Source organism: Phaeobacter sp. CECT 5382, assembly GCF_001457775.1.
In the GTDB taxonomy this organism is placed as follows: domain Bacteria; phylum Pseudomonadota; class Alphaproteobacteria; order Rhodobacterales; family Rhodobacteraceae; genus Pseudophaeobacter.
On record NZ_CYSG01000001.1, the window covers coordinates 1 to 18,452 of the forward strand.

The 18,452-nt window shown below is 55.8% G+C and carries 21 protein-coding genes; 10 read left to right on the forward strand and 11 right to left on the reverse strand.

The annotated features are described in order from the left end of the window. The coding region (locus PH5382_RS00005; RefSeq protein WP_058332304.1) for a hypothetical protein at positions 1 to 1,138 on the forward strand (1,138 nt) is incomplete at its 5' end. A gap of 398 nt (positions 1,139 to 1,536) precedes the next feature. Here PH5382_RS00005 and PH5382_RS00010 read toward each other — a convergent pair. The 4 genes from PH5382_RS00010 to PH5382_RS00025 form a co-directional block, all read right to left on the reverse strand. Next, positions 1,537 to 1,872, reverse strand: coding sequence for a hypothetical protein (locus tag PH5382_RS00010; protein WP_197409966.1), 336 nt, complete (start codon positions 1,870 to 1,872; stop codon positions 1,537 to 1,539). Then, entirely contained in the window at positions 1,836 to 2,474 is a 639-nt protein-coding gene (locus PH5382_RS00015; protein ID WP_058332305.1) for a hypothetical protein, read from the reverse strand. Before PH5382_RS00015 ends, PH5382_RS00010 begins: the two co-directional genes overlap by 37 nt. After that, a complete protein-coding gene (locus PH5382_RS00020; RefSeq protein WP_058332306.1) occupies positions 2,471 to 3,163 on the reverse strand; it encodes an HNH endonuclease in 693 nt (230 codons plus the stop codon). Before PH5382_RS00020 ends, PH5382_RS00015 begins: the two co-directional genes overlap by 4 nt. A 154-nt stretch (positions 3,164 to 3,317) precedes the next feature. Further along, positions 3,318 to 3,584 carry a hypothetical protein gene (locus PH5382_RS00025; RefSeq protein ID WP_058332307.1) on the reverse strand — a complete coding sequence of 89 codons (267 nt, stop codon included), beginning with the start codon at positions 3,582 to 3,584 and terminating at the stop codon, positions 3,318 to 3,320. Between the two features lie 295 nt (positions 3,585 to 3,879). On the opposite strand from PH5382_RS00025, the gene PH5382_RS00030 reads away from it, so the two are divergent. Further along, on the forward strand, positions 3,880 to 4,788 hold the full coding sequence (locus PH5382_RS00030) for an HNH endonuclease (RefSeq protein ID WP_058332308.1): 909 nt from the start codon (positions 3,880 to 3,882) through the stop codon (positions 4,786 to 4,788). A gap of 235 nt (positions 4,789 to 5,023) precedes the next feature. Here PH5382_RS00030 and PH5382_RS00035 read toward each other — a convergent pair whose 3' ends face one another. The 3 genes from PH5382_RS00035 to PH5382_RS00045 form a co-directional block, all read right to left on the reverse strand. Continuing rightward, positions 5,024 to 5,437 carry a hypothetical protein gene (locus PH5382_RS00035; protein ID WP_156414807.1) on the reverse strand — a complete coding sequence of 138 codons (414 nt, stop codon included), beginning with the start codon at positions 5,435 to 5,437 and terminating at the stop codon, positions 5,024 to 5,026. Between the two features lie 123 nt (positions 5,438 to 5,560). After that, the gene (locus PH5382_RS19925; RefSeq protein WP_231751759.1) at positions 5,561 to 5,986 is read right to left on the reverse strand and encodes a hypothetical protein; all 426 of its coding nucleotides are present in this window, start codon (positions 5,984 to 5,986) and stop codon (positions 5,561 to 5,563) included. A 492-nt stretch (positions 5,987 to 6,478) separates the two neighbouring features. Continuing rightward, positions 6,479 to 8,773 (reverse strand): adenosylcobalamin-dependent ribonucleoside-diphosphate reductase, encoded by a 2,295-nt coding sequence (locus PH5382_RS00045; RefSeq protein WP_058332311.1) that lies wholly within the window; start codon positions 8,771 to 8,773, stop codon positions 6,479 to 6,481. Between the two features lie 190 nt (positions 8,774 to 8,963). On the opposite strand from PH5382_RS00045, the gene PH5382_RS00050 reads away from it, so the two are divergent. Beyond that, the gene (locus PH5382_RS00050; RefSeq protein ID WP_058332312.1) at positions 8,964 to 9,395 is read left to right on the forward strand and encodes a DUF1489 family protein; all 432 of its coding nucleotides are present in this window, start codon (positions 8,964 to 8,966) and stop codon (positions 9,393 to 9,395) included. Positions 9,396 to 9,554: 159 nt separating this feature from the next. Here PH5382_RS00050 and hisG read toward each other — a convergent pair whose 3' ends face one another. The 4 genes from hisG to PH5382_RS00065 form a co-directional block, all read right to left on the reverse strand. Then, complete coding sequence (hisG, locus tag PH5382_RS00055; protein WP_058332313.1) at positions 9,555 to 10,247, reverse strand: ATP phosphoribosyltransferase; 693 nt, start codon at positions 10,245 to 10,247, stop codon at positions 9,555 to 9,557. Further along, entirely contained in the window at positions 10,244 to 11,332 is a 1,089-nt protein-coding gene (locus PH5382_RS00060) for an ATP phosphoribosyltransferase regulatory subunit (RefSeq protein ID WP_058332314.1), read from the reverse strand. Before PH5382_RS00060 ends, hisG begins: the two co-directional genes overlap by 4 nt. Then, complete coding sequence (locus PH5382_RS19655; protein WP_156414808.1) at positions 11,329 to 11,502, reverse strand: hypothetical protein; 174 nt, start codon at positions 11,500 to 11,502, stop codon at positions 11,329 to 11,331. Before PH5382_RS19655 ends, PH5382_RS00060 begins: the two co-directional genes overlap by 4 nt. Before the next feature lie 184 nt (positions 11,503 to 11,686). Further along, entirely contained in the window at positions 11,687 to 12,514 is an 828-nt protein-coding gene (locus PH5382_RS00065; protein ID WP_058332315.1) for a crotonase/enoyl-CoA hydratase family protein, read from the reverse strand. 116 nt (positions 12,515 to 12,630) lie between these two features. Here PH5382_RS00065 and PH5382_RS00070 point away from each other — a divergent pair, with 116 nt between their 5' ends. The 7 genes from PH5382_RS00070 (at position 12,631) to PH5382_RS00100 (ending at position 18,381) form a co-directional block, all read left to right on the forward strand. Then, positions 12,631 to 12,825 carry a SlyX family protein gene (locus tag PH5382_RS00070; protein WP_058332316.1) on the forward strand — a complete coding sequence of 65 codons (195 nt, stop codon included), beginning with the start codon at positions 12,631 to 12,633 and terminating at the stop codon, positions 12,823 to 12,825. Positions 12,826 to 12,956: 131 nt separating this feature from the next. Continuing rightward, positions 12,957 to 13,658, forward strand: coding sequence for a 7-cyano-7-deazaguanine synthase QueC (gene queC / locus PH5382_RS00075; protein WP_058332317.1), 702 nt, complete (start codon positions 12,957 to 12,959; stop codon positions 13,656 to 13,658). After that, positions 13,658 to 14,023, forward strand: coding sequence for a 6-carboxytetrahydropterin synthase QueD (gene queD / locus PH5382_RS00080; RefSeq protein ID WP_058332318.1), 366 nt, complete (start codon positions 13,658 to 13,660; stop codon positions 14,021 to 14,023). Before queC ends, queD begins: the two co-directional genes overlap by 1 nt. After that, complete coding sequence (gene queE, locus PH5382_RS00085; protein WP_058332319.1) at positions 14,020 to 14,727, forward strand: 7-carboxy-7-deazaguanine synthase QueE; 708 nt, start codon at positions 14,020 to 14,022, stop codon at positions 14,725 to 14,727. Before queD ends, queE begins: the two co-directional genes overlap by 4 nt. A gap of 88 nt (positions 14,728 to 14,815) precedes the next feature. Next, complete coding sequence (gene queF, locus PH5382_RS00090; RefSeq protein WP_058332320.1) at positions 14,816 to 15,280, forward strand: preQ(1) synthase; 465 nt, start codon at positions 14,816 to 14,818, stop codon at positions 15,278 to 15,280. A gap of 619 nt (positions 15,281 to 15,899) precedes the next feature. Continuing rightward, positions 15,900 to 16,811 (forward strand): phosphate/phosphite/phosphonate ABC transporter substrate-binding protein, encoded by a 912-nt coding sequence (locus tag PH5382_RS00095; RefSeq protein WP_058332321.1) that lies wholly within the window; start codon positions 15,900 to 15,902, stop codon positions 16,809 to 16,811. A gap of 1 nt (position 16,812) precedes the next feature. Beyond that, complete coding sequence (locus PH5382_RS00100) at positions 16,813 to 18,381, forward strand: ATP-binding protein (RefSeq protein ID WP_058332322.1); 1,569 nt, start codon at positions 16,813 to 16,815, stop codon at positions 18,379 to 18,381. The last annotated feature ends 71 nt before the right edge of the window (positions 18,382 to 18,452 follow it).

An 18,452-nucleotide genomic window follows, 5' to 3' on the forward strand; every position in this document is an offset into this window, starting at 1 on the left:
ACACATTAGTGGCCGTTGGAGGCGCGAAAACGTCAAGTTACTTGGGAAATGCGGGCTTAGAGTGAATATGAAACGTCAAATTCGAAATCCCCAAAAATTCGACACATTGGAACTCTATTCCGCGCTTGCACGTGATCAAGGATATCGAATAGATGCCCAAGGTGACATCGATGCGTTTCACCAAAAAATTGGCGATTCCTTAAAGGCCTCGCTTGATAACCCCAGTCTTTTGCACGGCAAGCGGGTAGAAGCGATGTTCGCCCATGTCGCAGGGGCGATGGGGCGGTGCAAATATATCAAACAGGAAGACGGCGGTACTGCATTTGCAACCTCTGATGATTTTATTGCCCCAGACTATCGCATAGTGACCATCGCCGATGAGCTCTTTCTTGTGGAGGTCAAGAACTTCCATATGAAACATTTTTCATCACGATACCGGATCAAACGACCTTATCTCAAAAAATTAGAAGCGTATGCGAAGATAAATAGAGCCGATCTCAAGATAGCGATATACTTTTCAACAGTTAATCAATGGTCACTTCTTTCACCGGAATCTTTCATGGAAGAAAACGGTGAACTTTGGATAGATTTAGCCCATGCAATGGCGCGAAGCGAGATGTCGGTCATCGGGGACCGCAAGATTGGAACTTTGCCCTTGCTTCGGTTCGAAATGCTCTGTGAACAGGATCAAGATAAACCGCCAATATCCGAGGATGGTATAGCAGAGATCTCTATACGTGAAACTCATATGTATTGCGCAGACCAACGCTTGGAAGGCGCGCAGGAAAAAGACATTGCATTCTATCTAATGCGCTACGGTGATTGGGATGTGACACAAGGTGCAGTCGAAGTTTCCGATGGCACTCTTTCGAAAGTGTCATTTTTATCAACGCCACGTGAAGCCAATAACAACCAAGAGTTTGAAATCGTTGGTAGCCTTAGTTCAATGGTTTGCAACGCATTCCGAGAACTTACAATCAGTGATGATACAGGGATCGTCTCGCTCGACGTAAAATATGATCCATCTTTCTTCCGGTTGAAAATTCCGGAAAAATACAAGGGAAAGGGGCTGCCGATTTGGCAATTTATTATCCAACCGAACCGAAAGTTTTTTTCTGATAAAGAGCACAACCTTTAAGTTTATCAAATATTTCAATCATCAAAATGATAGCGGGTTACTCAGATGATTTTGCAACCATAGCCAATGTCGGCGACCCAGAATGCAAATGCAGAATTCCCGCTTCGTGGCGGATGCCTCCTTTGGGACGCTCATGTAATCCGACACGAGGGGCGGAGAGCGGAAGTTCGCCAAAGCTTCAAAAAGAACCCACCCTACAGCGAAAGTGGACGTTCAGACAAAGATGCATAATGATACCGTTAATCGACTCTGGACCGATGTTCCGCCCCGCGCTTGGCCAGAATGGGCCAATTACGATAATTACCCTGCATTATATGACCAAATAGCCAGACAAAAACTTTCAATTATTCGGGGAATTCGTAATCCTTCCGGCACCTGCAAGCTTAGGGTTAGTTGGCTTAGCAGCCTTGCCGCGCGACCGCAGCAAGTTGCGTGAGCGAAAAGCACTTCTCTCTCGCTACGAACTGAGTGCGTCTCTCTTCTGAAGGTTGCATATAGAGTATGTGGAGCGGCAAGCTTTCGCCTGCGCTATGCAGTTCCTTCTTGAGTTGCGCCAGCAAGTCGCCAGCCGGACCGACAATGAGAATGTCGATATCCTCGCCAACACCGTGCAGAGTGGAGCCGAACATGAATGCATTGAAATGCTCCAACGAAGCACAACGCTCCAAAAGGTGAACCGCCACCTCGCTGGCGCTGATCAGGCCTTGCTCAGGCGGTCCTTCAATTCGTCCCATTTCATCACCTCGCATCCGAGTTCTCGCCCCGCCGCACTCGCCTCTGGCTGCGGTGTGCCGTTGGGATTGATATTCCACGCAATATCGACTCCCCCGAACCGTTCCCAAAGACTGCGGACTTCGTCGGCAGTTGGTTCGTAGGCCGCAATCATACCGATTCGGAACTCCGCTCTGCTCCGAAGCGTGACGCGATGAACACGATCGAATTCTCGATCAACCCTCATTACGGGGCCATATTGCCGGAGAAGTCGGTCGGAGAACTTGTAGGTTTTGTGCGTTGCCGTGTTGGCATTTCCGTCCAGAACAGCCGAAACGAGAGTGCCAAAGCTCCCCCAACCTATACGATTATCTTCGAGATACCGGATTGCCTCCCCTTCCCAGACACATTCCTTGCGATAACCGCACAGGAAATCGAGCCCTTCGGTCTGTTCTCGGTATTGCACCGCCGTCTCCCGATTTACCGTCTCGACGTCCGTGATGGCCGCCAGAACGTCCGGACGATCATGGGTCATAATCCTGATAACATTGCCATCCACATGTTCAGCGGTCGATCGCATCTCTTTTGAAAAATTAGCGAGCGCATATTTGACCTGCCAGTTCATGCGAACATGTCCTCCATTGAGCTTGGGAATAGAATAGCGCGTCCAGGTATGCCGCAGACATGACGCTCCGATAGACCGCGCACATGCTCCTGGTATTCAGCAAAGGCTCGGCGCTCGTCCTCGGTGGCAAGCCCCAAGTTCGCTTTGATGATGGCAAGCGCACGAAAATGATTGGGTAGGATCACGCTTCTTACCCGCTGGTCCCATGCTGCCGCGGCGCCTGCCTCCGGGTTATATTCAAACTCTGAGCCATCCTCTGGTGCAAACCGCTCCCAGATAGCCCGGTTTTCGGCGAGGATGTCAGCGATCGCCGCTCGTGCCTGCTCCCGATCACCATACGCCTTGATCCCCTGTTTGAGCGCAAGTCGCGCGAGATGATTAGCTTTCCAGTCGAGTAAGGTATTGCGCGGATAGGCCTCGGGATCTTTGTCGACCTTAGTGTGACAAGTCGGACATAACAAAATCAGATTCTCGAACGCATCAACATCAAAGTTTTCTGCTGGCCTTTCCTCATGGCGTGGCCCAGCATCCCCATGTGGAATGACATGGGCCATCTCGGCTATGTGTTTGTCGCCACCCATTTCAGCAGGAAAAAGGGCATCAAGACATTCCGGCCTTTGGCAGTGCCCTGATGCAGCCGCGAACAGGCGCAATTTCGTTGCATTTGGTATTGCTTTGCGATCTGCCATCCGACCTCCTGTTTTCTCTCACTTCCAAATTTTGCACTTGTCTAAAAAGCTTTCAACAATGAAGAGCCCTAAGGCATTGTCATAATTTTCTTTTCGTCGCCTCCGGATTGCTTCCCGGTGAAACTAATATCCGTCTAACGCCGGACGTGGGCCGTTATGGAAACTCCCATATCTTGATGTTGTCGTGAATAATGACGTCTTCGGCCTGTTCATTTTCGACATTCACCATGCGAGCATGATAGCCATCCCGAATGAAATTCACCGCTTCGTCGATGTCATTTGCCCACGTATAGTTCTTTGCATGGTGGCGCTCTTGAGAGGGCACATCAGGGTGGATAACTACAAACCGTCCGTCAGGTCGCGGTGCCAGTCGGTTGATATTTTTTGCTCTGCTCGAAACACCGACAACGACGTATTCCATGGTATCAGCCTCTAAAGAAATTATGAGATGGCAGGTTAGTCAGCCGCTTCAGTTAGCCTCGATTAGGTTGTTCACGGCGACACTTGTCACTCACTATGTTGGATGTCCGCAATAGGGAAGCCGCAGCGCAGCATCGATTTATTGCGCAAACGGCAGGTATGGGCCGGGGAGTGGTGTCGCATCTGGCCAGCCATTGGTGCTGAATCATTCCGCCCGACTAAATCGGTATTGAAGCAGCCCCACAATTCCTTTTCACTGGAGTCATCACCCGTCGAATTGCGAGGTAGTGGCCCATATGGTCAAGTTCAATGAAGTCGTTCCAAGCGCAAACGACCTGATGGGCGTCAAGGCCGTCTGGGGAAGATCGGAAGAAGCGGTAATGTGCTTCGGGTCGCGAGGAGATGCTGCGAAAAAGGACAAAGGTCATTACTCGCAGGCGAGGATCACGGCCGAAAAAGCGCAGGAGCAGCCTTACTTCGTCACAATCGGCGGTGGTAAGCATGTACCTGAGGGGTTGCGAGGGCGAGCGATTGAGTTAGTCCGCACTACTGGTGCGTACGGCGAGACGACAGCTTTCGTCAAAGGTACCTCGCTGCGAACACGTCTTGAACAATGGCCGGTCGCAGTTGTTCTTTCTGAAGTCTATGCAATTGACGGCGAACCGTTGCTGGTCGACGAGCTGGGTTTCGACGACATGAACATTCTTGCAAACGCATATGACCGAGTCATGCGGTACTCCGAACAAATTGAAGCATTGTGGAGCGCTTTGAAGGATCGCAATGTTTCCCGCAGATGGGAGGTGCAGCTACCTTCCGGCTTCCGCGATCCCGGTAGCGTGAAGCTTATCGGCACCTTGTATCCCAAATTAAACATCAAGTCGTCCGAGGGAAAAAAAGTTTGGAAGCTGTCGAAGGCAATCGAACGTGACGCGAGTTTGAAGCGCGAGGTGAAGGCCCAAAACCGGGCGAAGAATGGCGGCGCGCTCTGCTGCGAGGCTTGTGGCTTCAGCGATATGTCGGACGGAATGTTCGACGCTCATCATCTCCAGCCCCTTGCTGCTGGCGTCCGCGAGAGCCGTGTCGATGATCTGATTGTGCTTTGCCCAACTTGCCACAGATGGGCGCACGTAAAAGCGCCAGACTTGCTTTCTCCACTTACAGCCTCCGAGGTGGCAGAGGCGCTTGAGTGCCAGCTCTCAGACTGAGACAGTCGACACCTAAGAAACCCTCATCGTAGACGCGATAATTCATCCGGTTAAGGTCTGCTTTGGGAATCCGAAGCGTAGCATCGATAATCTTAGTTAACGGCGGCTTTGGGCCGAGATCGTCTACTCAGATGGTAATCTCCCTATTAAAAATGGGGAGTTTACCCTCACTCCCCTGTCTCTATAGAACGACAAACACCCCGAGCGGCATTGCTGCTCGGGGTGTCCCTCTTTTTTAGGTACTCATAATGTCCAGCAAACAGCGGTGCGCGGCGACGTGGTCGAGCACACCGTCGCGGCTGTTAAGAAAATCTTGGAACAGGTATTGCAGTTCGATGAGTTCATTACCGCGGTCGGAATAGACTGGTGTATCACGGGTTTCGCCACGTGGGCCGAAATCATCGTACCCCGTTTCCTCGTACTGTTCTTCACTGCCCAGGAATTCCGAAGCAATACAACGCTCCAAAATATCCATGACGGCGTCGAAACCACCTTCATCCCCTTCATCGAAGGGTTGGCGATCTTTCAGGCACGCGAAGCAACGCGACACGAACGCCACATCCTTTGCAGTGTCGCCAAGGTGAAGCGCTTTGGCCCTCTCGGCGACCTGCCTTCCCAAGCCTACAGCCTCGGCTGCCAGATCATCCATGTTCTGTTTGTTGTAAAACACGTGCATCGTCGTGATACCCCTATAGTTGATTGTCGTTCATTGGGGCGCCCGGGATGGCCGCCCCTTCAAGACAGCCGACCCGCATGGGTCGGCTCTGGGGGATCACGCGACTTGCGGCAATTCCTGAGAGGCGTGGCAACGAACGTCGCTGGTGGGATCATTCTCGGCGATCCGCCGCAGCAAAGATCCGAGCTTTTCGGACAACACACAGCACTCATCGACAAATTTGGAAGTAGGATTAATCTGAGCAAAGAGGTCGCACTCAATACGATCCGGATCGCTGACGTGCTCCAGCGTCAGCAACTGGTGAAAGTCCACAAGTTGGCTGCTTTGTGTCCGCGTGAGGTGCCTTGTATGGCGTACAGCTTCGCAGAGCAGGAACACGCGGGCACTGGCTGCGGGGCCACCAAGCCTGCGAGCCGCCAAAGCCAAAGCAGTCCCATGATCACAGAGAAACCGGCGGACGAGTCCGAGCTTGGGGCAAGGCTGTTTGGTGGAGAAAGTTCTGTAGAAAGTCATCGGTTTCATCCCGAAAAATGCTGCGCCAATCGGCAGCTCAAGAAGCCCATTCCCTCCCTTCAAAAGGCAATCTGGCCAGACACGCTGTAGCAGCATTGTCTATCGGTCTGGCTATTTTTGATGTTTGTTGTGGTTCGGCCTTACCGGAGTTTCCGGATCTTCGCGGCCTCACAAGAGGGCCCGCGCAAGATCTGGAAATCAGGTGAGAAGGCGGCGGTCAGAGTATATCAGATATTTACGCTACAGAATTTGCAGCTGTTTACCCCAGTCGCCGCTGTTTGCGATACACTGACACGGCCATCTGCTCGATGCCCACTGCCTCTTGCACCGCCAATTCACGCTTTTTTAGGTCTGTTTTGGCCAAATCATCCATTCGGCCAAAACTATTTTAATTCAGTACGTTAGGCACCTATGGCAAAACTTGCACCGTTTCGTGGCAAACAAAATCGGGGGTTTTGGCATAACTATGCCCGCATCGACACAACACCACAGCCCTCTACATCAGCCGCATTTCGAATGGCCGCAGCTGCGACAGGTCATGCAACCCTCGATCATCTGCATGTCGAGCTGGCCACAGCTAGGGCAGGCCTTGCCGCGCGGGGCATTCAAGGTCACGACTTCTGCCTTGGGATCAGACTTCAACCCCATGCCCTCAGCTTCGATAAAGCCGGTTTTGACCATGTGGGTCTCGATCACACCACCAATGGCCGCAAGGATCGAAGGGATATACTTGCCCTGCACCCAAGCGCCGCCACGCGGGTCAAACACCGCCTTCAGTTCTTCGACAACAAAGGAAACATCACCGCCTCGGCGGAACACAGCCGAGATCATCCGGGTCAGTGCCAGGGTCCAAGCGTAGTGCTCCATGTTCTTGGAGTTGATGAAGACTTCAAACGGACGACGGTGATCGCTGATGATGATGTCGTTGATGGTCAGATAGATCGCATGCTCGGAATCCGGCCATTTCAGCTTGTAGGTATGGCCTTCCAGCGATTGCGGACGATCCAGTGGTTCCGACATGTAGACAACCTCGGCGCCGTTTTCACCCTGATCACTGTCATGCGGCGCGCTTGCGGTCTCACCGGGGGCGGTATCGGCGCTTTCGCTTACCGACAGGACCGATCCTGTCACGTCATTGGGGCGATAGGTGGTGCAGCCTTTGCAGCCCTGATCCCAGGCCTGCATGTAGACGTCTTTGAAGTCATCAAATGAGATGTCTTCGGGGCAATTGATGGTTTTGGAGATCGAGCTGTCGATCCATTTCTGCGCTGCTGCCTGCATTTTGACATGTGCCGAAGGTGGCAGGGTCTGAGCGTTGACAAAATAGTCGGGCAGCGCCTTGTCGCCAAATTTATCGCGCCACATCTGCACCGCGTAGTCGACAACTTCTTCCTCGGTTCGGCTACCGTCTTTCTGCAGAACCTTGCGGGTATAGGCATAGGCAAAGACCGGCTCGATCCCCGACGACACGTTGCCGGCATAGAGGCTGATGGTGCCCGTTGGGGCAATCGAGGTCAGCAGCGCGTTACGGATGCCGTGTTCGCGGATGGCGTCACGCACGTCGTCGTCCATATTCATCATATTGCCCGAGGCCAGATAGGCTTCGGCATCGAACAGCGGGAAGGCGCCCTTTTCCTTGGCCAAATCCACCGAGGCCAGATATGCAGCGCGCGCAATCGCGTGCAGCCAGCGGTCGGTCTGACGCGCTGCTTCGTCCGAGCCGTACTTCAGACCCAACATCAGCAAAGCATCGGCGAGTCCCGTCACACCAAGGCCGATCCGGCGCTTCGCCTGGGCCTCGGCGGCCTGGGCTTCCAGTGGGAACTTCGACACATCCACCACGTTGTCCATCATCCGCACAGCGGTCGAGACCAGCTCCTGCATCGCATCCAGGTTCAGCTCCGCATTGGCTTCAAACGGGTTGGACACCAGTCGCGCCATATTGATCGAGCCCAAAAGGCAGGCGCCATAGGGCGGCAGTGGCTGCTCACCGCAGGGGTTGGTGGCGCAGATGTCTTCGACATAGCTGAGGTTGTTGGCCTTGTTGATACGGTCGATGAAAATCACACCGGGTTCGGCAAACTCATAGGTCGCCTGCATGATTTTGTTCCACAGATCGCGCGCCTGCACCGTGTGATAGACCTTGCCGCCGAACTGCAGCTCCCAGGGGCCATCGGCCTTGACCGCTTCCATGAAATCATCAGAGATCAGAACTGACATGTTGAACATGCGCAGACGGGCGGAATCGGATTTGGCAGTAATGAAGGCCTCAACATCGGGGTGATCACACCGCATGGTCGCCATCATCGCGCCCCGACGCGAGCCGGCAGACATGATCGTGCGGCACATAGCGTCCCAGACATCCATAAAGGACAGCGGCCCAGAGGCGTCTGCCGCCACACCTTTGACATCGGCGCCGCGCGGACGGATGGTCGAGAAATCATAGCCGATCCCCCCACCCTGCTGCATGGTCAATGCGGCCTCTTTCAGCATGTCAAAGATGCCTGCCATGCTATCGGGTACGGTGCCCATGACAAAGCAGTTGAACAGAGTCACTTGGCGCGCGGTGCCGGCACCTGCGGTGATACGGCCTGCGGGCAGATATTTAAAATCTTCCAGCGCCTCGTAGAATTTCTCTTCCCAGACGTCGGGCTTGTCTTCGGCACGGGCGAGATCGCGGGCAATCCGGCGCCAGCTATCCTCCACGGTCACGTCAATGGGAGTACCATCCGCTTCCTTGAAACGGTATTTCATATCCCAGATCTGCGCGGCGATGGGGGCAGCAAAGCGGCTCATATATCGATTCCCTTGAGTCGTGAATTTCGTCGTGAGTGGCGGCTTCGATACTACAGGCAGATAGAAATCCTCAACGCCGAAATCACAGATCGTTGAGAAATAATTACCGAGTGTACCACAATACCTTGCTAGCACCAACGCCTGAAACACTATATAAAGGATCCGCTCTGGACGACTCTGTGGAGAAACTGTGGATAACTACATGAACCTGGTGAAGCTATCTGTAGGCACCGAAAGCGTTGAAAGCCTGCAGGATTGGCAGGACGATACCCGTGCGCGCCTGCCCGAAGGCCTGCCGCGCCATGTCACCCGCATGTGGCCCAAGCGTGAGGCGGAAATCCTTGGGGGTGGTTCAATTTTCTGGGTTATCAAGGGGCTCATCCAGTGTCGTCAGCGAGTGCTGCGCATGGACGAAGTCATCGGCGAAGACGGTATCCGGCGCTGTGCTATCGTTCTGGAACCCGAGTTGCACCGCACGCATACAGCCCCCAAACGCCCCTTTCAGGGCTGGCGCTACCTCAAACCCGAGGACAGCCCCGCGGATATGCCTGAGGGACGCGAAAGCGAAGAGCCGCTGCCATTGGAGCTGTCTCAGGCCCTGGCCGAAATCGGTGTTCTCTAACAGCTGCCCGCCGGGCAGATGCGCCTAGCGGGCAAACCGCAGAGAAAAAACTAGGGGCACAACACCTGTTGCGCCCCTTACACATTCTGATTTGATCTTTACCAGATACCAAAGCCCTGCTCCGCAGGTCCTGCGTTGGTCGTTGGTCATGAACCAGAGTTAGTCGTGAATCAGACTGGTCAGTGCTTTCAGCACCTCGCGGTCTTTTTCTGAATAGCTGGCCACACGGCTGCGCCAGAGCGTGGCCTGAGATTTCAGCACCAGACCATCCGCCAAAAGCTTCAGGTGATTGGCCCGCAGGGTTTCCCCGGTCGAGGTGATATCCGCAACCATCTCGGCAGTTTCGTTCTTGACTGTGCCTTCGGTGGCGCCCTGGCTGTCAACCAGCTGATAGTCCGCCACGCCGGACACCGTCAGGAACTCGCGTACCAGCCGGTGATATTTCGTTGCGATCCGCAGCCGGTGGCCGTGGGCCTGCCGGAAGGAAGCGGCAACCGCATCCAGATCATCCAGCGTATCCACATCGATCCAGCACTGCGGCACCGCCAGGATCAGATCAGCATGACCAAATCCCATCGGCTGCACCTCTTCGAGCTGCTGCTCCCAGAGCGGCAGTTTCTCCTGCACCAGATCCGTGCCGGTGACGCCCAGGTGGATACGGCCCGCTGCCAGCTCGCGCGGGATTTCTCCGGCTGACAGCAGCACCAGTTCCATACCTTCGATACCATCAATGGCGGCGGCATATTCGCGGTCTGATCCGGTACGTGCCAGTGTCAGGCCCCGCTTGGCAAACCAGTCAAAGGTCTTTTCCATCAACCGCCCCTTGGAGGGCACTCCCAGTTTCAGGCTCATGACTGACCCTCCTCGAGCATCAACATCAGGTCCGGGCGCAGAACGCCGCCCACGGCAGGGATTTCCTCGCCCTGCCCCAATTGCCGGGTCAGCGCATCATAGCGCCCACCGCTGGCGATCGGTGGCAGATCGGGGCGCGTCTCGGCGTAAAAGCCAAAGACGAAACCGTCATAATATTCCATCGAGGTGCGCCCGTAAGAGGCTTCAAAATCGAGGTTGTCAACGTCGATCCCTCGCGCCTTTAGGGCCGCAACCCGCATGTCGAGCCGGTCCAATGCCGGTGAAATGGCTGGCAGATCCACCGCGATATCGCGCATCTGTTCCATCGCAAAGGGCACAGTCTCGCGCACTGCCATCAAGGCCTCCAACGCCAGGATCTCGTTCTCTGCAAGTGCAGGTGCGGCTGCATCAGCGCGCAGAATGTCGACGCGCGCATCGATATCAGCCTCGCTACGTTTGCCGACCACCGTAGCCGATCCAGTCAGCTTGCCTTCGGATGACAGCAGTTTCAAACGGCTCTCGGGCAGTGGCGTGCGACCGGCATAGCGATCCAGCAGAGCGCGAAACCGGCGCGGTCGCCAGATATGGCGCATCAGGGCGGCCTTGCGCACTGCCGTGGTATCCAGCCCTTCGACGGCCGCCATCAGAATGCCGATATCCCCGGTCGCAGCTCGCAGGGGCAAACCGCGTAGCTGCAGCGCAAAAAGCGCAAAAACCTCGGCATCGGCCCCGGCAGGGTCGTCACGGTCGAAGATCTCGTAGCCGACCTGGATATATTCATTGTTTCGCTCAGGGTCATGTTCCTGACGCCGGAATACTTCGCCAGAATAGGTGTAGCGGGCTGGTTCTGCGCCTTCGTGCATGTGCATCTGGACGACTGGCAGGGTGAAATCCGGGCGCAGCATCTGTTCGCCACGCACCGCATCGGATGTGACATAGGCGCGGGCGCGAATGTCCTCACCATAGAGATCCAGCAGGGTGCCAGCGGGCTGCAGCAATGGCGGGTCGACCACCTGCGCACCTGCGGCCTCGAAATTCATACGCAGGCGGGCAGCCCGCGCTAGGGTATCAGAGTGTTTGATCATTGGTCTGCCCAGCAGTTGGTGGAGGAAATCACGGTTAAAGCAATCGCTGTTTGATGGTGATGATGATGGCAAGAACCAGCCTGCGACTGCAGGAAACCTGCCTGCACTGTTTGGAAAATCCCCTGCGACAGCAAAGCCACGGGGCGGGTCTGGTTCTGGGTCTTGGCCATCAAAGGGCCTCCTCACGGGTGGGTTTGGGTCTTCTACTCGCCGCGCGGTCTAGCCCAAGCTGCCCGTCACGGCAAGGTGACAGACACCACAGGGCACCTGCGCTGTTGCGCATCTCGGCGCCTGCCTAACTTTGATGCATGTCAGATCCGTGACGGCCTGATATGGGCCCTTGTTTCACGGCTGTCAGATCTGGCCAAAATCCCCCGACCGCCCCAAACCAGAGGCAAAGCGCTGCGCCCCCGCGCGCCCTTCGGCAGCAAAGGCCTGCGCCGATCGCCATTCCCGTCGCAGCGCCTGCGCCAACTCCGCCGGATCTTGCCGCGCCGACAGATGATCGGCCCGCATGCAGGCCTGCGGGAACTGCGTCAGATCCGCCGCCAGCGCCTGCGCCACCGTCAAAGCATCTCCGGCAGGGCACAATCGATTGGCAAACCCGATCTGATAGGCCTCAGCGGCCTCTAGTGGGCGCCCGGTCAGGATCAGATCATTGGCCCGCCCCTGCCCCAGAATTTGTGGCAAACGTATCGTGCCGCCATCAATTAGCGGCACCCCCCAGCGCCGACAATAGACACCGGCCACCGACCCCTCGGCCATCACACGCATATCGCACCAGGCCGCAAGCTCCATACCGCCAGCCACGACCGGGCCTTCGATGGCGGCGATGACCGGTTTGCTCAGCACCAGACGTGTCGGCCCCATGGGTCCAGGGCATGGATCCCCAATGGGATCTTGCCGGTCCGGCGAAATGCCCAGGTTTTGCATCCAATCATCCGCTGCACCCGCCCCTGCCGATTTGAGATCAAAGCCCGCACAGAAATAGCCGCCCTCGCCGGTCAGAACCGCGACCTGCGCATCCGTGTCCGCCTCAAAGGCGCGAAATGCCGCATAAAGCGTGCGCGCCGTTTCAGGGTTCACCGCGTTGCGCACCTCGGCCCGTTGAATGGAAATGGTCGTGACGCCGTTCTGGTGACTGACGGCAACTGGATTTGCGGCTATTTCACTCTCGGACATGATCACCCCTGCTGATTTTTCGTGCCTGTTTCGGCCTACCGCCACAGCCTGCGTCGCTTGCCCATGGACCGGCAAGATGAAGCGGCCTATGACGTTGCGCAGCTATGGAGAGAAACATGCAAGCTTTGGAAGAACAGATCGCCCATCTCACCCGCACCGTCGAAGAGCTGAGCGACGTCGTGGCCAGCCAGCAGGACGAGATCAGCCGCCTTGGCAAACGCGTGCGCATGTTGATGGAACGCGAAGCCGGGCGCGAACAGGCAGGCGGTGGCGCACATGTCTTTGGCGACGAACGCCCGCCGCACTACTAAGGGGCCCCTTTGAGCGCCGCACTTTAGATCTGCGCGCTATACGACGAAACGCTTGCAGCCCTGTCGCAGGACTGCTAGAGCGCGCCGACCGGTCGCAGCCTACCCGGTAGATCAAAACAAGGACTGAAAACATGAAGACGATAGTAATCTGCTCTGGCGGGCTGGATTCGGTGTCGCTGGCCCATATGGTCGCCGCAGAACATGAACTGACCCGTCTGGTTTCTTTTGACTATGGCCAGCGCCATCGCAAAGAGATCGACTATGCAGCTGCCTGCGCCGCGCGCCTGGGCGTGCCGCATGACATCATTGATATGCGCAGCATTGGGGCATCCCTCACCGGATCTGCCCTGACCGATGATATTGATGTGCCCGACGGCCACTACGAAGAAGACAGCATGAAGGTCACTGTGGTGCCAAACCGCAATGCCATCATGCTGACCATTGCCTATGGCATTGCCGCCGCCAATGGGGATGATGCGGTCGCCACGGCGGTGCATGGTGGGGATCACTTCATCTACCCGGATTGTCGCCCAGCCTTTACCGAAGCCTTTGACGCGATGCAGCGGGCCGCTCTGGATGGCTACGCCAAGGTCCAGCTCTATACGCCCTTTGTGCATGGCTCTAAGGGCGACATCGTGACAGCGGGCGCCAAGTACAACACCCCCCTTGCCGAGACCTGGTCCTGCTACAAGGGCCACGCCCAGCAGTGCGGTCGCTGTGGCACCTGCGTCGAGCGGCGCGAAGCCTTTCATCTGGCGGGCATTGCGGATCCCACGACCTATGAAGACCCCGATTTCTGGCTTGAAGCGCTCGCCGCCAAGGAGGCAAGCTGATGTTTCGCATCACCAAAGAATTCCATTTCTCGGCCTCGCATCAGCTGAAACATCTGCCAGCTGATCACCAATGTGCCCGACTGCACGGACACAACTATGTTGTGGTGGTGGAGCTCAGCGCGCCCACGCTGAACGCCGACGGCTTTGTGCGCGACTACCACGAGCTGGCCGCGCTGAAGGACTATATCGACACCGCCTTTGATCATCGCCACCTGAACGATGTGATGGAGGGGCCGTCGACAGCAGAAAACATGGCGCGTCATTTCTTTGACTGGTGCCAGGCTCGCTGGGCCGAAGTCACCGCCGTGAAGGTCTCGGAAACCCCCAAGACCTGGGCCGAATACCGACCACAGGTGCAGTCATGAGCCTGCGCATCGCTGAAATCTTTGGCCCCACCATTCAGGGCGAAGGCGCCTTGATTGGCGAACCCACAGTCTTTGTGCGCGCGGGGGGCTGTGACTATCGCTGTTCCTGGTGTGACAGTCTGCATGCGGTCGACAGCGCCAACCGCCACGACTGGACCAAGATGAGCGCCGAAGCGGTGTTTGACGCCGTCAGCCAGCTGTCCGGCGGCAAGCCGCTGACCGTGTCGATTTCCGGCGGCAACCCTGCCATTCAGGATTTCGGCCCGGTGATCGCGCTGGGACACGCGGCGGGCTATAGTTTCGCGTGCGAAACACAGGGCTCGATTGCCAAGCCCTGGTTTGGCGATCTTGACACGCTGGTTCTCAGTCCAAAACCGCCATCTTCTGGCGAAACGGTCGACTGGGATGTCTTTGACAGCTGCATTGTCGCGGCACATTCCTGCGAACAGGTGGTGATGAAGATCGTGATCTTTGACGATATCGACTACGCCTGGGCCAAAGAGACCGCCGAACGTTACCCCGACCTGCCGCTCTATCTGCAGCCCGGCAACCCGGAGGTCGACCCGGACGTGCCGGTAGATCTTCAGATCACCACCGATCGCCTTCTCTGGCTGGTTGAAAAAGTCACTGATGATCAATGGTATGTGCCGCGTGTTTTGCCACAGCTGCATGTGCTGATCTGGGGCAACAAGCGCGGCGTCTGACCGCCCGCCCCGGCCACCGCCGCTTCCTGGCTTCAAGCCAATCCCTCCCTCATCCCGCAGGCCCAAACCGACGATAAGGAGTTCCCGCATGTCCGAGAGCATCTATAGCAACCTGAAACAGCTTGGCGGCGATACTGTCATGCCGCAAAGCCCCGAAGAGGCTGAGCTGGAGCGGGTACAGAACCCACAGGCAGACGTCTCTTACAATGTGCGTTTCACAGCGCCAGAATTCACATCACTGTGCCCGATGACCGGCCAGCCCGATTTCGCCCATCTGGTGATCGACTATGTGCCCGGTGAGTGGCTGGTCGAAAGCAAATCCCTGAAACTCTTCCTGACTTCGTTTCGCAGCCACGGCGCCTTTCACGAGGATTGCACCGTGTCGATTGCCCGGCGCCTGAATGATTTCCTGGCGCCCCGTTGGCTGCGCATAGGCGGCTACTGGTATCCCCGCGGCGGCATCCCGATCGATGTCTTCTGGCAGACCGGCGAGATGCCCGCAGGCGTCTGGATCCCTGATCAGGGTGTGCCCCCTTATCGCGGGCGTGGCTGACAGGTTTCGCCGCCAGGGTCCAAAAACCACAAAGCACTGCCCTCAAGAAATTGTCGCCCATAGACTGTCGGCCAGTTTATGGACGGCAGCACGGTTTGCGAAAAATCCGGCCCCCTTCGCATCAAGATCAGTTTGAACAGGCGCTTTACATGGCCCTGATTGCAGGTTCACCCGCTAGAGCGCGGCCGTTAATTCAACCAAATAAATACACAAATAAAGCGTGAAAGCCGCGAGGCGTTTTGGCTTAATGTCCCCCTTCCCTTCCGTAGATAAGGGGCAGAAAAGAATTGCTTTTTGTGACTTTCTTCAGAGATACTGAAAGCCCCGCAGCGCTACAGGTATAGACCACAAACGGGGTACATCCGGTACGGGGCACTGATCCTTTCACTATCCATTAGGATACTTCATGTTATTCGTACCACCCAAAGTTGTGAATTCCAAAGGTGCAGGTCTCGCACAAAGGGGCGGGACTAACAGGGGGAAGTCCAACGGCTAAAAGTTCGAGTGGTGAAGGCCGCATGAACAGCATAGGCCCTGTACTGCAAAGTAAAACACCCAACTGGTACCAGTTTCTTTTGGTAAAAAATTCGAAGCTTCTTTTAGGCAAGGGATCGCCAGAATGAACCTGAGACTTCTCCTTTTTCAGATCTGCAGTCTCGCATGCCTTTTGACCGCGAGCCTGGCTTCGGCCCAAACAAAGACACAGCAGCTGGTCGTCGGCACAATCAGCGACGAGCCGGTCAAAGAAATCCGTGTATTTCTTCCCTTTGCACAACATCTGGCACGCCAGCTGGCAGCCTTTGGCGTTCAAGAAGGAACGGTCGTCATTGCCCGCGATATTAACCATATGGTCAGACTGGTCCGCAACGGCGAGATTGATCTCTTTATTGACAGCCCGCTGGTTGCCATGGCGATCAACACAAAGGCGGGAAGCCGACTGTTGGCCCGCAGATGGAAAAAAGGTATTTCCCAATATCATTCCGTTGTTTTCGTGATAGAAACCAGTGACATAAACAATGTTCAGGACCTGGAAGGTCAGGTCATCGCTTTCGAAGAGAGCTTCTCTTCAAGTGGCCATCTGCTGCCGCGCATGACCATGGCCGAACTTGGGGTGGATCTGACGCATTTGCCCACCTCGGGTTCCAAACGACCGTCTAAACAGACGGGATACGTATTCACAGGGGACGATGAAAACACAATCGAATGGGTCCTGCGCGGCCGTGTCGATGCGGGGGCTATGTCCATGGCCAGCCTTGCCAAGCACCGCACCGCCTCCGATATGGGCAGGCTAAAGATCATCCTGAGAACCGCAGATATTCCACGCCACGCGGTCAGCGTCTCACCCGAGATTTCCCAGCCATTTGTCGCAGCCATAGAAACCGAATTGTTTGCCATGCACGACAGCACAGAAGGGCGGGCTGTGCTGGACAGCTTCGAAGGAACCACCAGGTTCGACGCGATTTCGCAGGAGACCATGACCCTTCTGACGCATTTTCAAGCCCCGTTAATGGCCCTGGTAGGTGAGGATTAAAGTGTCTGAGCTTCGGACAAAACTGGTAGTCTATACAATCTTGGTGGTCCTCGCTGTCGCAGGCGGGATCTCAACAATTTCGATCAGCCTGGATCATCGAAATTCAGTCGCGGCCTTTGAACGCAAGGTCACCGCTTTGGCGCAAACCCTAAGCGAAGCCGTCGTGGAGCCGGTCTATGAACTGGACATTAAACTTCTGCGCCAGCAGGTCACTTCTGTGCTGACCAACGAAGAGGCGAACACGGCTTTCATTCTTGATGCGGATGGGCGAATTCTGACCGATGGCACCGAGGAAAACCCATTCCGCGGCAGCCTGATGTCCGACTCTTTCAGCATTCGTATCCAGCAGGAAAAGATCTGGATCACCCGGCACCAGACCGACAGAATCGTAGCCGGAGGCCCCATTCTGCTGACCGAAGACTTTGTGCTGGGCTATGTCTTTCTCGAATTTTCAACCGAAGAGCTAAACGCCAGAATGGTTGGCCAGATCCAGCAGACGCTGATTTTGTCGCTGCTCTGCGTGGTGGTCACGTCACTTGTGGCTCTTCTGGTGGCCAATCAGATCACCCGGCCAATAAACCGGCTGACAGATTTTGCCGTCAGCGTCAAAAATGGCAGCAGTGATCGCAACGTGCCCGACTGCGGCAAGGGAGAGGTTGGTCGACTGGCACAGTCCTTTGCCAGCATGCTGGAGAAACTGGATCGGTCCAATCAAGATCTGCAGGAACTGGCAGATTCCCTAGAGCAACAGGTCCGTGATCGCACCCAGGCCGCAGAAGCGGGCAGCAAGGCCAAATCCGAATTCCTGGCAACAATGAGCCATGAAATACGCACCCCGATGAATGGGGTGCTGGGGATGGCCTCTCTGCTGCAGGACACTGACCTGGATGCAGAACAGGAATTGTTCATTCGCACCATTTCCGAATCCGGCGAAGCCCTGCTCCTAATCATCAACGACGTACTGGATTTCTCCAAAATCGAAGCCGGCAAAGTCACGCTCAAGGAAGCTCCCTTCAACTTGGAAGCGCTGCTGCAGAGCATCTTGAAACTGTTGTCAAAAAAAGCATCCGACAAGAATTTGAATCTGGTTCTGGATTACGACCCCCTTTTGCCGAAATTCCTTGTCGGTGACGAAGGGCGTATCCGTCAGATCGTTACAAATTTATTGGGCAATGCAGAAAAATTCACGTTATCGGGAAGCGTCTGCGTGCGGGTCACCGGCACCGTGTCAGCAGGCACCGCGTCAGCAGGCACCGTGTCAGCAGGCACCGTGTCGCTGGAGATCAAGGTTCAGGACACAGGTGTTGGCATTCCGGAAGACAAGCTGTCAGAGATCTTTGAAGCCTTTGCCCAAGTCAATGCAACCAGTACCCGCCTTTATGGCGGCACCGGTCTGGGGCTGGCGATTTCAGCCGACCTCGCGCAGCTTATGAACGGCAGTATTCAGGTGCGATCCGTCATTGATGAGGGATCGACCTTCACCTTCAGCTGTCAGCTCGAGATAGCGGATGTCGCAGAGACAACATTTGCCCTTGATTTCAACAGTCCCAGCGGCAAGCTCGTAGGCTAGCCATTCCGACAGCATTTCGGGCCAAAGCATTTCTGATCTGACAGGATTTTCGATCTGAACCGGTCCGGCCT

Bases quoted from the DNA above. Each gene is read 5' to 3' on its own strand.
- PH5382_RS00035 (WP_156414807.1), bottom strand. From the start codon at position 5,437: ATGGATGATCTGGCAGCCGAGGCTGTAGGCTTGGGAAGGCAGGTCGCC.
- hisG (WP_058332313.1), bottom strand. From the start codon at position 10,247: ATGAGCCTGAAACTGGGAGTGCCCTCCAAGGGGCGGTTGATGGAAAAG.
- PH5382_RS00045 (WP_058332311.1), bottom strand. From the start codon at position 8,773: ATGAGCCGCTTTGCTGCCCCCATCGCCGCGCAGATCTGGGATATGAAA.
- PH5382_RS19655 (WP_156414808.1), bottom strand. From the start codon at position 11,502: ATGGCCAAGACCCAGAACCAGACCCGCCCCGTGGCTTTGCTGTCGCAG.
- queC (WP_058332317.1), top strand. From the start codon at position 12,957: ATGAAGACGATAGTAATCTGCTCTGGCGGGCTGGATTCGGTGTCGCTG.
- PH5382_RS00095 (WP_058332321.1), top strand. From the start codon at position 15,900: ATGAACCTGAGACTTCTCCTTTTTCAGATCTGCAGTCTCGCATGCCTT.
- queE (WP_058332319.1), top strand. From the start codon at position 14,020: ATGAGCCTGCGCATCGCTGAAATCTTTGGCCCCACCATTCAGGGCGAA.
- PH5382_RS00025 (WP_058332307.1), bottom strand. From the start codon at position 3,584: ATGGAATACGTCGTTGTCGGTGTTTCGAGCAGAGCAAAAAATATCAAC.
- PH5382_RS00060 (WP_058332314.1), bottom strand. From the start codon at position 11,332: ATGATCAAACACTCTGATACCCTAGCGCGGGCTGCCCGCCTGCGTATG.
- PH5382_RS00070 (WP_058332316.1), top strand. From the start codon at position 12,631: ATGCAAGCTTTGGAAGAACAGATCGCCCATCTCACCCGCACCGTCGAA.
- PH5382_RS00030 (WP_058332308.1), top strand. From the start codon at position 3,880: ATGGTCAAGTTCAATGAAGTCGTTCCAAGCGCAAACGACCTGATGGGC.
- PH5382_RS00010 (WP_197409966.1), bottom strand. From the start codon at position 1,872: ATGGGACGAATTGAAGGACCGCCTGAGCAAGGCCTGATCAGCGCCAGC.
- queF (WP_058332320.1), top strand. From the start codon at position 14,816: ATGTCCGAGAGCATCTATAGCAACCTGAAACAGCTTGGCGGCGATACT.
- PH5382_RS00020 (WP_058332306.1), bottom strand. From the start codon at position 3,163: ATGGCAGATCGCAAAGCAATACCAAATGCAACGAAATTGCGCCTGTTC.
- PH5382_RS00065 (WP_058332315.1), bottom strand. From the start codon at position 12,514: ATGTCCGAGAGTGAAATAGCCGCAAATCCAGTTGCCGTCAGTCACCAG.
- PH5382_RS19925 (WP_231751759.1), bottom strand. From the start codon at position 5,986: ATGAAACCGATGACTTTCTACAGAACTTTCTCCACCAAACAGCCTTGC.
- queD (WP_058332318.1), top strand. From the start codon at position 13,658: ATGTTTCGCATCACCAAAGAATTCCATTTCTCGGCCTCGCATCAGCTG.
- PH5382_RS00015 (WP_058332305.1), bottom strand. From the start codon at position 2,474: ATGAACTGGCAGGTCAAATATGCGCTCGCTAATTTTTCAAAAGAGATG.